A 12,297-nucleotide genomic window follows, 5' to 3' on the forward strand; every position below is an offset into this window, starting at 1 on the left:
CCCTGGGGGAGGGGCTGGACATCCGGGACGGGGACGTGGCCCTGCTGGCGCGCATCTTTGGCGTCGTCAGGGAAGGCGATGGGCTGGTGTTGCGCCACGAGGATCCGGATGTGGACCCGGAACATTGCCGGGTGCTGCAGGAGGCCATCCGGCACTTTTGTCATGACGGTAGAGAGGCCGAATTTCTGCCGACGCGCGGCATCGGCGGCATCCTGCGCCTGCGGGGCGAGGTCTCCAAGGCGATCACGGATTCCAATCCCATCATCGAGGGCCGCTCCCTCATGGAGATTCTGCCCCTGCGCGCCATGGCCGGGGATCGGCAAACCCTCGCCACCGCCCGGTTTCTCAACGATTATCTGCGCTGGAGCCATCGGACCCTGACGGCACACCCCCTCAACGGCGAGCGCCTGGCGGCCGGATTGCCGGCCATCAACGCCGTCGGCACCCAGCGGGCCGGCATGTTGGCAAAGCTGCCCTCCTTTCAGGAACGGTGGGGCCTGCGGGGCCTGCTCATCGCCGCCGGCGCCATCTATCACGGCCTGGGGCGGGTCGTCGGCATGGAAACCCGCAAGGTGGGGGATACGGCAAGCCCAGGTCGGGATCTGCGCGAACGCCTGGAACTGGCGCACCGGGCGCGGGACTATGATTTCATACATGTTCACACCAAGGTCACGGACGAGGCCGGACACAAGGGGGACCCCCGGTTCAAGCAAAAGGTCATCGAGGAACTCGATACGGCCCTGGCCTATGCCGTCGACGAGATCCTGTCCGATGAGCAGGTGCTGTTCATCGTTACCGCCGATCACTCAACAGCCTGTTCGGGAACCATGATCCATACCGGGGAGACCGTGCCCCTGACCATGGCCGGCAAATATGTCCGCCGCGATGCCGTGGACAGGTTCGACGAGGTGAGTTGCGCCGCCGGTGGGTTAAGCTTGGTGCGCGGCCGGGAACTCATGTACCTGGTGCTGAATTTTCTGGATCGGGGCAAGCTGTGGGGGCTCATGGACGCGCCCGACGATCAGCCCTTTACGCCGGGCCCGGCCACGCCCCTGACGGAACCTTGAGGGGTCCATGGTGTGGACTGATGATGACCGGGGTCAAGGCATTGCCGCCCTTCGGAAAAGACCGAGGAAAATCGTATGACCGAGCCGTCGCAACAGGCCGAAATCGGGGTGATACACGGCCGTTTCCAGGTGCTTCACAACGATCATCTCAGCTATCTGCTGGCGGGCATGGCGCTTTGCCGACACCTGGTGGTAGGCATCACCAATCCCGATCCTTTCCTGACCCGGGATGAAGCCGCTGATCCGAAACGGAGCAGTCCGACCGGCAATCCCCTGACCTATTTCGAACGCTACCTGATGGTGCGGGCGGTCCTTGAAGAGGCCGGCATCCCGGCGGCCAATTTTTCCGTGGTGCCCTTTCCCATCAACCTGCCGGATCGCTACCGTTACTACGTGCCCCTCGATGCCCTGTTTTTTCTCTCCATCTACGACGAGTGGGGGCAGCGCAAGCTGGAATACTTCCGCTCCCTCAACCTGGCGACCCATCTGTTGCGCGAAGTGCCCAAGGAGCAGAAGGGCCTTAGTTCCACGGACATCCGGCGGCGCATGGCTCGGGATGAGGGGTGGGAAGAGCTGGTGCCGCCCGCCGTCGCACGATTGATGAAAGAGTGGGACATTCCCGCTCGCCTGCGGTCTATGGGCTGCCGATGATGATCCGGTCTGGTGACGAAAAAGCCTTGGTTTTTTCACGGGTTGCGTAGCAGCAAAGGGTGACGTTGGTCTGCCGGGCACAGTCAATGCCAGAACTGATGGGGGCCGCCTTGGAAATGATCAGGGGGATGCCGGCCCGGGCCGCCTTCATGACCATGCCGGCCGGTTGTCGGCCCGAGGAAATCAGAAACATACGTGAAAGATCGTCGCCATGGAGGACGGCCTGGCCGACCACCTTGTCGACGGCGTTATGCCGTCCGATATCCACCGCCTTGTAGCGCAAGGTTCCGTCGGCCCCGACCAGGGTTGCGGTGTGCGCGCCGCCGGTTTTTTTCTGCGTTTCGTCATCCAGATATTTCAGACTGGCCAGCAGAACCCCAATGGAAAAGTTCTGGGCGACCGGGACGAACACCTCCGCGTCGCAAATGCTGCGCCGCAATCCAAGGCCGCCGGAGGAACGCAGTTCATACTCCAGTTCGGAATCTTGGGCGATACCGGCGCGAAGCTCCACGCGATCGTCCATTTCCCGGATTTCCTCGAGGTCCTTCAGGCTGCGAATGAGACCCTCTGTAATCAAAAAGCCGACCGCAAGCTCCTTGCCAAATCCTGGTGTCGTGACGATGGAGGTGAGGCGGTTGCCGTTGAGATACAGAGTGATGGTTTTTTCCACCATGACTTCGTCAAAGGCCGGCTCTGATCCGGTGTCGGTAAATTTGGTAGAGGCATATTGGTGCATGGCAACATCCTGCAGGGTCATAATCGGCTCGCTTTTAATGGTGTTGTTGTAAAGCAATGTTGAAAAATTTAGCAACAAATGGTAACACACCCACAGGGGAATGAAAATGTTCATTACCAGCTTTCGGAGGAGCTTTCTTAAGAGTTCGGCCAGAGCAATCAAGTGATGTCGGGGATGTATCGATGAATCTGAAACAGCTGGAAGTGTTCATAGCTGTTGCCGAGAGCGGCAGCTTTTCCCGGGCTGCCGAATTGACCTTCCTGACCCAGTCGACCGTCAGCCAGCATATCCTGTCCCTGGAAAAAGAGTATGACCTGAAACTGCTCGACCGTACCGGCAAGGGTGCCCTTCTCACCGAGGCGGGGAAGTTGCTGCTGGTTCATGCCCGGCGGGTGGTGGAGGAAGCCCGGGACGTCGGCACCGCCCTCACTCGCTTCCGGGGCCTGTCGGAGGTGGAATTGAAGGTCGGGGGCAGCAACATCCCGGCTTGCTACATGATTCCGGAATGCATCCCGGCCTTTCGGGACAAGCATCCCGGCGTCATCATCACCCTGCTGCAGGGCGACAGCCGCGAAACCCTTGAGCGCCTGAAGCGGGAAGAGGTGGAATTCGCCCTGGTCGGCACCCGGTTCACGGAAAAGAAAATCGTCTACAAGCCCCTGGCGCTGGACAAGATCTCCCTGGTGGTTCCCGCCGGCCATCCCTGGAGCGGCAAGGAATTCATTCTTCCGGAAGAACTGATTACCGAACCGCTGATCTTTCGTGAGCCGGGGTCGGGCACGGACCGAACCCTGCGGGAGGAACTGGTCAAGGCCGGTTTTTCACCTCAACACCTGAAGATCGCCATGTGCCTCGGCAGCAACGAGGCCGTCAAGCAGGCCATCCTGAACGGTGGCGGCGTTTCTTTTCTGTCCGAGCTTTCGGTGAAGCGCGAATGCGAGCGGGGGGAAATGGCCGTCGTCCGGATTCGAGGGTTGGACGTCTGGCGTCATTTCTACCTGGTAACCCTCTGGGGCCGGGAGTTGGCGCCGGCGGCCAAGGCCTTTGTCGACACCATCCTACACTGGTTTCAGGCTGAATAAAGTCAATGGGAGCGGCAAGTTTGCTGCGGGGCAAGCTGCCGGCAAGGCAGGCATAAGTGGTTGCAATAATCGCCTGTATGGGCTAGTATCGCAATTCCTTTAGCAAATCACAAAAGGCCATTCATTTTATAAATATGTTGCCGGAAAGGGGATGGCACTCCATGGTCCCCTGGGCAAGGCACTCATGGAAGCGCGTCGGTCGCTGGTGGGCCGCCCGGTCTTCAAAACCGGTGTGGGGGGTGAGAAACTTCCCAGGTGGGTTCGATTCCCATGCGCTTCCGCCATTTTATGCTCTGATTGTAGTCAGGGTAGTGCGTCCGATCCATCTTCTGCTGCAACCGGGGGGCGCAGGAAGTACCGTGCCCCGCGACCGATGACCGCCCAGCCCCCCGCTACGTATCCTGTATTCGATTCCGTTGCATCCATCTTTTCCGAACCATGGTGGTTCTCCCTTTGGGATGCCTGCCATGGTGTCGGTGATGAAAAGGGTCTGCCATGAAGCATCTCATACTCGGTACCGCCGGCCATATCGATCACGGCAAGACCTCCTTGGTCAGGGCTTTGACCGGCATCGACACGGACCGCCTGAAGGAGGAAAAGGAGCGGGGCATCACCATCGAGCTCGGCTTCGCCCACCTGGAGCTGCCGGGCGATATCCAGTTCGGGATCGTCGATGTGCCCGGCCATGAACGCTTCGTCCGGGCCATGGTCGCCGGCGTCGGCGGCATGGACCTGGTCATGCTGGTGATTGCCGCCGACGAGGGGGTCATGCCCCAGACCCGCGAGCATCTGGAGATTTGCCAGTTGCTGGGGGTGCGCAAGGGCCTGGTCGCCCTCACCAAGTGCGATATGGTGGACGAAGATTGGCTGCACCTGGTCACCGAAGAGGTGCGCGACTACCTGGCCGGCAGTTTTCTGGAAGAGGCGCCGATTGTGCCCCTCTCTTCCAAAACCGGCGTCGGTCTTGAGGATCTCAAAACGACCCTCGGACAGTTGGCGGCGGAAGTGCACGAGAAATCCGTGGACGGTCCCTTTCGGCTGCCTGTCGACCGGGTTTTCACCGTTGCCGGCTTCGGCACGGTGGTCACCGGTACCCTGCTGTCCGGCGCGTTGCGGGTCGGCGATGAAGTCGAAGTGCTGCCTTCCGGCCTGACCTCGCGGGTACGCAGCATCCAGACCCACGGCCGCAAGTCGGAACAGGCCGAGGCCGGCCAGCGGGTGGCGGTCAACCTGCAGGGCATCGATTATGCCGACATGGCCCGCGGCGACGTCATCGTGCCGCGCGGCGTGTTTCGCACCACCCGTACCGTCGACGCCCGCCTGGACTTCCTCGCCTCGGCGCCGCGGGAGTTGAAGCATCGCGCCACCCTGCGCTTGCATTCGGCCACCTACGAAGTCTCGGCCCAGGCGATCCTGCTCGAGGGGGATACCCTGGCGCCCGGAGCGAGTGCCTTCGTCCAGCTGCGCCTGAAAAGCCCGGTGCTGCTGCTGCCTGGCGATTTCTTCATTCTGCGCAGCTACTCGCCCCAGATTACCGTCGGCGGCGGGGTGGTGCTCGATCCGGCGCCCCCGCGGCGCCGGCGCCGTTCCGCCCAGGCCCGGGAGTTGCTCGATGCCCTCGGTGAAGGCGCGGATGCGGACAAGTTGCTGCTGCTGACCCAACAGAGCCTGCTCTCCGGCTTGACCCTGGAGGAACTGATCATTCGCAGCGGTCTGCCGGCCAAACGGGCCGAGGCCGCCCTGGCCAATCTGCTCTCCCAAGGCCTGCTGGTGCAGGCGGCGCGGGAGCCGCGGACCTTTCTGGCCCAAGAGTCCTTCCATAGCCTCAAATCCCTGCTGCTGACCGGCCTGGAAGGCTATTTGCGGGACAATCTCCTCAAGGAAGGCATCGGCAAGGAAGAACTGAAGGCGCATATCCCCAAGCGCAGCGATCTGCGTTTCTTCCCTGCGGTACTCACTGCTCTGGAGAAGGAGGGGAAAGTCGTGGTCGATCGGGACCTGGTGAAGATACCGGGACACCGGGCCGCCGCCGGTGCCGGTCAGGCGGGGTTGTTGGCCGAATTGGAAAACGCTTTGCAGGCCGGCGGCGAGGAGCCGCCCGGCATCAAGGAATTGGCCGGGTTGGTGGGCAGCGACGAAAAACATGTGCTGGAAAACCTGAATCTCCTGGCCCGCGAGGGCCGGGTGATGAAAGTCAAGGCCGATGTCTTCTACGCTCCCCAGCCTTTGCAGGCCCTGCAGGAGAAGCTGGTGGCGTTCCTTCACGAAGCGGGCGAGATTACTCCGCCGCAGTTACGGGAACTGACAGGCCTGTCCCGCAAATTCATGATTCCTCTGTTAGAATATTTTGACCAGGTTAAGGTGACCCTCAGGGTTGGAGACAAGCGGGTATTGCGTAAGAGGTAGCGATTGCATGGGTCCGGATACGGCCAACGAAACGCGTGCGATGCCATTGGACACCAAGCTGCTGTCCAATCTGGTTTATCAGTTGAACATCGTGCGTCGACAAGTGGGTGCCTATCCGCCAGGCCACCAGGTGGTGCGGGCCTCGGCCGAGCGAACCATTAAGATCCTGGAAAATCTCAAAATCTCCGCCTCGCAGGTTACCATCGGCGTCGCCCGGGACCGCCTCATGCTGGGTGGGGCCCCGCTGGATCCGAAAAACCCGGTCTATCGCGAATATGCGCAGGCCTTGTTTGCCCACGGCATCATCTCCCAAACCCTCCAATACGGCCTGAGCGCCGAAGAATTGTGCCAATTCAGCAGTTTGCTGGCATGTAAGCCGGAAGAGTTGCTGACCCGCGGCGGCATTGCCGAAGCGATGCTTCAGGCCGGCCTGCAGCACCTCTCCATAACCCTTCTCGATGACAGCCGGTTTGCAACCCGCGCAGTCACGCCGACCGGCCATCCGGAAGAATCCGCAAAAACTAACGGCTGCCTTTGGGAGCAGTTCGTTCGCTCCATGCTGACAGGTTCCGATGCAGAGGGCTTCGCCCCCGGCGTATTGGCGGATTTGAATTCGCCCCGAGGGTTGGCGGGGCAGGTGAGTGAGGCCCAACCCGGCGACGAGGTCGCGAGTATGGCTGATTACGACCAGGCCATCATCACTTTTTTGCGCGGCCTCGACCGGGAACAGCTCTCCCGTGGCCAGCATGACGAAATGCTCGACAGGTTCAGGGATTTTATCGGTGCCCTGCATACGCCACTGCGGCGCCAGTTTCTTTCCAGCACCTTTTTTGCCCTGACCGTGCATGAAGAAAGTGCCGGCCGGCTACTCAGCCGTTTTCCCGGAGCCATGTTGATGGATGCCCTTGATGATCTCAACGCCCGGCAGGTCCCGGTCTCGTCCTTTATTCTGCAGGTTTTGAGCAAGTTGCCCGCCGATGGGGCAGGCTTCCCCCTGCCCGGTCAGGGCGGCGGGCACCTGTCGGATGCGGAAGCAGAGGAGCGGCTGAAACTGGTCTTTGCGGAACATCAGGCCGCCGACTTTGTTCCGGAAGATTACCAGATGGTTTTGGGCGGACTGCCGTCACCTGGTGCGCCGCCGGTCCTGCCCGCAGACACGGTTGCAGAACTTCTGGCCGAGATCCATGAACAAGCCCTGGAACACCGCCTGTGCGCCATAGTCAGTTACTTGCTGCAGCATGACCCCGATGGCACCGACTGCGAAGATCTGACGGTTCATCTACAGCCTTTTGTTCAGCATTTTATCGCCACCGGGGACTTTGCCGCCCTCATCGACCTGTACCGGCAATTGACGGATGGGGAGGAGGTCGCCCGCCACAAACAGGATGGCATTTTCGCCAGGCATGGATTTCTGCGAGAAATCATTGGCAGTATTCCTTTGTGGTTCAAGGAAAAACGTCAAGACATCTTGCATTTGATTCGCGTCATCGGGCCGCCTTTTGCGCCGCTGTTGCTGGACCAACTGGCCGAAGAACCGGATCGGGCCCTGCGACAGCAGTATCTGGCGCTGTTGGCCGAAATGGGACCGGAAATTCGTCAGGAAGTGGCCGCGCGATTGTCCGACGACCGCTGGCAACTCGTGCGTAACCTGGTGGTATTGCTGCGCGGCCTGCAGGATCCTCAGATCGTGACCCTTCTGGAGCCGCTGTTTCGCCACCCCCACGAGTCTGTTCGCCAGGAAGTCTTGAAAACCGCCTTTTTCTGCAAGGATCAACATGCCGATCCGGCTCTTCTCCAAGAGCTTGAGGGGAGTGGCGCCCTGCCGCCGCTTTGGGCCATCGGTTTGGCGCGCTATTCCCGGGATGTTCGGGTGCGGGAAAGGCTTTTACAACTGCTTCATCTCGCCCCCCTGACCAAAGAGGGTTTGTTGGTGCAACTGGCCGCGGTGACGGCTCTGGGCCAACTCGGCAGGCCGGAAGCCCTTCCGGAGTTGGAGCAGCTTCTCTGCGGCTTCAGTGTCCGCCACCCGCGCCGATACCGGATTCTGCAACGGAAGATTTTGGAAAGTCTCACCAGCTATCCACTAGATGAGGTTCTGCCCATTTATCGGCGCCTGGCCGGGCGTCTGCGGCCGGATCTGGCCGAGATGCGGCGGCGGGCGGCCCGGCATCTGGAGGCTGCAAGGGTATGAACGCGGAGACTCTGGCAGAATTGCACAATGCCATCCGGCATCTGGTGACAGCGGTCGCCAATGCCGGCCTGTACCGTCCTGACCATCCGCAAGTACAGCGGTTGTGCATTGCCGCCCGCAACTGCTTCGCGTATCTGCTGCGGGAACGGCAAATGCTATCCCTGATGATGGTTGAGGGCGAAATTCTGTTCGACAATTTCCCCTTGTCGCAGGGGTTGCACGAACAAAAACTGGCGCAACTTCTGGAAAGACGGCAGATCAACCGGCTCCTCGTCAGGCAAGGCGTGGATGCCGCTGAATTGGTGGAGTTGGTCGTTTTCCTGGCACGGAAAAACCTGCCTCAGACCCCTCTGCCGCAAGGACGGCACCTGGCTTTCGAAACCCTGGCAGAGTCCGCTGTGCCCCCGCAGGCAAGCGGCGTCAACTATGGGAACCCTGGGGAGGTTGATACACGGCTGGCAACCTTGAAGGAGATGAGCCGCCATCGCCTGGCGGAAATGTTTGCAGGGTTTGCCCGACAAAAAACCATTCGCGTGGCCGGTTTGACGGAAATCGTGGCCGGTTTCATTCAGGCTTTTTCTCGCGAAGTGCCTGCGCTGCTGTCCCTGATGCCGATTCGAGCCATGGATGAATATACCTTTACCCATGGCCTGAATGTCTGTTTGCTCAATTTGGCTCAGGCCATGAATCTCGGCATCCAGGGTCAGTTGCTGCACGACATCGGTATTGCCGCCCTGCTGCACGATATCGGCAAGCTGTCCGTGCCTCTGGATATTTTGTCCAAACCCGGCAAACTCGATGACAGGGAATGGGATATCATGCGACAGCATCCCGCCCAGGGGGCAAGACGTCTGCTAAACAGCCCCGGTGTCCCGCAACTGGCTGTAGTGGCCGCGTTTGAGCACCATATGCGTTATGATTTCAGCGGCTATCCGGTGGTGCACAATCGATGGCGTCAGCATCTGTGCAGTCAGATGACCACCATTGCCGATATTTATGATGCCCTGCGCACAAAACGTCCCTATCAGGCCGCGAAACCCGCCGCGCAATGTGCTGCGATGCTGCAAGGCATGGCGGGCAGCACGGTTCATCCGCAGCTGACGGCGAATTTCCTCCAGCTGCTCGATGCCGCCATGGGAGCGCCGCCGCAAGCGGTTTGAAAGGCATGGCGGGGGTCATTCCATCAGGGCATCGGTCTTGGCGGCCATGATCAGGTCGTTGCGGTGCAGGCCCTTGATTTTATGGGTCCACCACTGCACCGTCACTTTGCCCCACTCGGTGATCAGCAGGGGATGATGTCCCTCGGCTTCGGCCAGGGTGCCAACCCGGTTGGTAAAGGCCAGGGCCTCGGCGAAGTTGCGCCAGATAAAGGTACGGCTCAAACGTTGTACGCCATCGACGGTCACTACCTGCCATTCCGGGATCTGCGGCTTGAAACCCGCGATTTCCTCCGCTGTCGCCAGCGGGGCCCCGATCCGGCAGACCTCGCATTGCTGTTCCGTTAATTGTTCCACCTTGAACTCCTTCTGCCGAAGCCCGGCTTGCCAAATTCCCTTGCCTGCAAAGGTGCCTGCCATGGTTCATCCCAAAACTCCGGATGAAAACCAACTATATGCAAGATCCGGCGCTTTGCAACCGACCGCGGACGAGGTGCGGGTCGCCGGCGGTGATTTGATCCTTGCGGATGTGTCGGAAATAATGGGAGAATGTTCCCAAAAACCCAAGAGACGCCGTCCGGGCGTGACGTGATGAAAAGGAGGACCGCATGAACGCTTCCCGGGTTGCCGACGGAATTTTCCGTCTTTCCGCCAACATCGGATCGGAAATCCTGTTCGAGGGGATGTGGCTTCTGCCCCATGGTGCTTCCATGAATTCCTATCTGGTCAAGGGCGAGCAGGCGGCCATCATCGATGGCGTCTGCGATTGGGACGGGGTGCCTGAAACCCTATATGCGCAGCTGGACGAGGTCGGAATGAATGTTTCCGATATCCGCTATGTCATCATCAACCACACCGAACCGGACCACACCGGCTGGCTGCGCTCCTTCTCGGCCCTGACCGGCGATTTCGAAGTGCTGATCACGGCCCGCGGGCTGGAACTGGCCAAGGCTTTTTATGATCTGGAGGTACCGTTCCGGGTGGTGAAATCGGGCGACAGCGTCGATTTGGGCGGCGGTCGGCAACTGGTCTTCGAGGAGATTCCCAATGTCCACTGGCCGGATACCATGGTGACCTTCGAGCCCGCCACCGGTACCCTGTTCAGCTGCGATGCCTTTGGCACTTTCGGCGCCATCAACGGCGCCCCCTACGACGAACAGCTCGATGAAATGCAGTTGCGGTTTTTCGAGAAAGAGGCGCTGCGCTACTATGCCAACATTGTCGCCCGCTTTTCCCAACCGACGCTGGCCGCCATCGCCAAGGTTCGGAAGCTGCCGGTGCGCATCATCGCGCCGGGCCACGGTCCGGTCTGGCGGCGCAATCCCGAATTCATCATCGACCTCTACGAGCGCTTGGCGGGCTACGGCAAGGGGCCGGCGAAACCCAAGGTTACGCTGCTGTGGGGCAGCATGTACGGCAATACGGAAAAAACGGTGGCGCCCCTGCTGGAGGGTCTGGCCGCCGAAGGGGTGGAGTCTGCCGTCCACCAGGTACCTCAGACCCACATCGGCACCATCCTGGCCTCGGCCTGGGAGTCGACGGGCATCGCTCTGGCCATGCCCACCTACGAGTACCAGATGTTTCCTCCCATGGCGGCGGTGCTCGACGAACTGGGTCGCAAGCAGGTCAGAAACAAGCTGGCCTTGCGGGTCGGCAGTTTCGGCTGGTCCGGCGGCGCCCAGCGGGAACTGGAAGAAATCGTCGCGCGCCAAAAAATGCACTGGCAGTTTCTGGAACCGGTGGAGTTTCGCGGCGCGCCGGCTGCGGAGGAGTTGGAGCTGATCCGCCGTCGCGCCCGGGAATTGGCGCGGCAGGTCAAGGCGGCGGCCTTGGCATGATTTGCAGGCGTGAGATTGGGTATGCATTGTCAGGGCTCGGCATCTGTTTTCTGACAAGTCTTGCGTTGACATGGCGAAAAAAGGGCAGGTCCTGAATTTTCCGTTCAGGGCCTGCCCTTTTGACTTGATAAAAAAACAAAACAGTTTATGCGGCCGTTTTCCAATGGGCCGTCACGAGGGCCTGGACATCGTCGGGGCGATCCAGCAATGCCTGTTCCCAAGTGAGGCCGGACTCAGTGCTGAAGGAGGCCATGGCCTGAATCAACTGTTCCACTTGGCTGTTCAGCAGTTGCATGCCATCTACTGCCTCCAGGATTTCTGTCTGATATTGCCATCCTGAATACCATCTTTGCACGGTAATCTGATCCTCGCTGCCATTTCGGCGGATGATTAGATCGTTGCCCGAGCGGGAGAAGATGAGATCGTCCGGAGCGATGCCCTCGCCAAAGACCAGTGTGTCCATGTTTCCCGTGGTGGTGTCGTAATCGTAGACGGTGTCCTGTCCCCAGCCCTTGTCGAACAGATAGCGATCATTGCCGCGTCCGCCGTTGAGGACATCGTTGCCGGCTCCGCCGACCAGGATGTCGTCGCCGTCCTCGCCATAGAGTTTGTCGTCGCCATCGCCGCCGTAAAGGACATCGTTGCCGGCGCCGCCATACAGCGTATCATTGCCGGCTTCGCCGTACAGGGTGTCGTCGCCGCCGTAGCCGTACAGGGTGTCGTTGCCGGCGCCTCCAAAGAGGGTGTCGGGGGTTGCGCTGAGTTGGGAGCCGTAGAGCTTGTCGTCCTGGTCACCGCCCAGCAGGGTGATGCCTCGGTTTTCCATTTGGGTCGCAGTCAGGATGGTACCGTCGGCGAACTCGAATTTTTCGATGGCGTAAACACGAGAATCGAACCAGCGCTGAATGGTCAGGGAGTCGCTGCCGCCGTTGATGCGGATGAAGAGGTCGCTGCCCTGTTTGAAAAGCTGCAGGTCGTCGACGCTGATACCCGGGCCGAACACGACGCTGTCCGTGTTGCCGGCGGTAGTGTCGTAGTCGTAGATCACATCGTGGCCATCGCCCTTGTCGAAGAGATAGCGATCATTGCCGCGCCCGCCGTAGAGGACATCGTTGCCGGCTCCGCCGACCAGGATGTCGTCGCCGTCCTCGCCATAGAGTTTGTCGTCG

General features: G+C 60.4%; 10 protein-coding genes and 1 tRNA gene. 8 read left to right on the forward strand and 3 right to left on the reverse strand.

Annotation, left to right across the window (positions count from 1 at the left end):
- A partial coding sequence (locus JQN68_RS13795) for an alkaline phosphatase family protein (RefSeq protein ID WP_225073661.1) occupies positions 1-1,067 on the forward strand: 1,067 nt, incomplete at its 5' end.
- Positions 1,068-1,142: 75 nt separating this feature from the next.
- Complete coding sequence (locus JQN68_RS13800) at positions 1,143-1,718, forward strand: nucleotidyl transferase family protein (RefSeq protein WP_225073660.1); 576 nt, start codon at positions 1,143-1,145, stop codon at positions 1,716-1,718.
- Here the strand turns inward: JQN68_RS13800 and fdhD are convergent.
- Complete coding sequence (gene fdhD / locus JQN68_RS13805) at positions 1,702-2,475, reverse strand: formate dehydrogenase accessory sulfurtransferase FdhD (RefSeq protein ID WP_225073659.1); 774 nt, start codon at positions 2,473-2,475, stop codon at positions 1,702-1,704. The genes JQN68_RS13800 and fdhD overlap by 17 nt on opposite strands.
- A gap of 161 nt (positions 2,476-2,636) precedes the next feature.
- Here fdhD and JQN68_RS13810 point away from each other — a divergent pair, with 161 nt between their 5' ends.
- The 5 genes from JQN68_RS13810 to JQN68_RS13830 all read left to right on the forward strand — a co-directional run bounded on the left by JQN68_RS13810 (position 2,637) and on the right by JQN68_RS13830 (position 9,293).
- Positions 2,637-3,536, forward strand: coding sequence for a selenium metabolism-associated LysR family transcriptional regulator (locus tag JQN68_RS13810; protein ID WP_225073658.1), 900 nt, complete (start codon positions 2,637-2,639; stop codon positions 3,534-3,536).
- A gap of 186 nt (positions 3,537-3,722) precedes the next feature.
- Positions 3,723-3,820: transfer RNA gene (locus tag JQN68_RS13815), tRNA-Sec, on the forward strand.
- 211 nt (positions 3,821-4,031) lie between these two features.
- On the forward strand, positions 4,032-5,942 hold the full coding sequence (selB, locus tag JQN68_RS13820; protein WP_225073657.1) for a selenocysteine-specific translation elongation factor: 1,911 nt from the start codon (positions 4,032-4,034) through the stop codon (positions 5,940-5,942).
- A gap of 40 nt (positions 5,943-5,982) precedes the next feature.
- Positions 5,983-8,133 (forward strand): HEAT repeat domain-containing protein, encoded by a 2,151-nt coding sequence (locus tag JQN68_RS13825; protein ID WP_225073656.1) that lies wholly within the window; start codon positions 5,983-5,985, stop codon positions 8,131-8,133.
- Complete coding sequence (locus tag JQN68_RS13830) at positions 8,130-9,293, forward strand: HD-GYP domain-containing protein (RefSeq protein WP_225073655.1); 1,164 nt, start codon at positions 8,130-8,132, stop codon at positions 9,291-9,293. The genes JQN68_RS13825 and JQN68_RS13830 overlap by 4 nt, the downstream gene beginning before the upstream one ends.
- A gap of 15 nt (positions 9,294-9,308) precedes the next feature.
- Here JQN68_RS13830 and JQN68_RS13835 read toward each other — a convergent pair whose 3' ends face one another.
- The gene (locus JQN68_RS13835) at positions 9,309-9,647 is read right to left on the reverse strand and encodes a 4a-hydroxytetrahydrobiopterin dehydratase (RefSeq protein ID WP_225073654.1); all 339 of its coding nucleotides are present in this window, start codon (positions 9,645-9,647) and stop codon (positions 9,309-9,311) included.
- A 251-nt stretch (positions 9,648-9,898) separates the two neighbouring features.
- Here JQN68_RS13835 and JQN68_RS13840 point away from each other — a divergent pair, with 251 nt between their 5' ends.
- On the forward strand, positions 9,899-11,128 hold the full coding sequence (locus JQN68_RS13840; RefSeq protein ID WP_225073653.1) for an FprA family A-type flavoprotein: 1,230 nt from the start codon (positions 9,899-9,901) through the stop codon (positions 11,126-11,128).
- A 145-nt stretch (positions 11,129-11,273) separates the two neighbouring features.
- Here the strand turns inward: JQN68_RS13840 and JQN68_RS13845 are convergent.
- Positions 11,274-12,297 (reverse strand): calcium-binding protein (locus JQN68_RS13845; protein ID WP_283775553.1); only part of this gene is annotated, 1,024 nt, incomplete at its 5' end.

The organism is Desulfuromonas sp. CSMB_57 (assembly GCF_020194955.2).
Taxonomy (GTDB): Bacteria; Desulfobacterota; Desulfuromonadia; order Desulfuromonadales; family Syntrophotaleaceae; genus JAFCIY02.

Coding starts and splice junctions, on each gene's coding strand:
- JQN68_RS13825 (WP_225073656.1), top strand. CDS start 5,983: ATGCCATTGGACACCAAGCTGCTGTCCAATCTGGTTTATCAGTTGAAC.
- fdhD (WP_225073659.1), bottom strand. CDS start 2,475: ATGACCCTGCAGGATGTTGCCATGCACCAATATGCCTCTACCAAATTT.
- JQN68_RS13830 (WP_225073655.1), top strand. CDS start 8,130: ATGAACGCGGAGACTCTGGCAGAATTGCACAATGCCATCCGGCATCTG.
- JQN68_RS13800 (WP_225073660.1), top strand. CDS start 1,143: ATGACCGAGCCGTCGCAACAGGCCGAAATCGGGGTGATACACGGCCGT.
- selB (WP_225073657.1), top strand. CDS start 4,032: ATGAAGCATCTCATACTCGGTACCGCCGGCCATATCGATCACGGCAAG.
- JQN68_RS13810 (WP_225073658.1), top strand. CDS start 2,637: ATGAATCTGAAACAGCTGGAAGTGTTCATAGCTGTTGCCGAGAGCGGC.
- JQN68_RS13840 (WP_225073653.1), top strand. CDS start 9,899: ATGAACGCTTCCCGGGTTGCCGACGGAATTTTCCGTCTTTCCGCCAAC.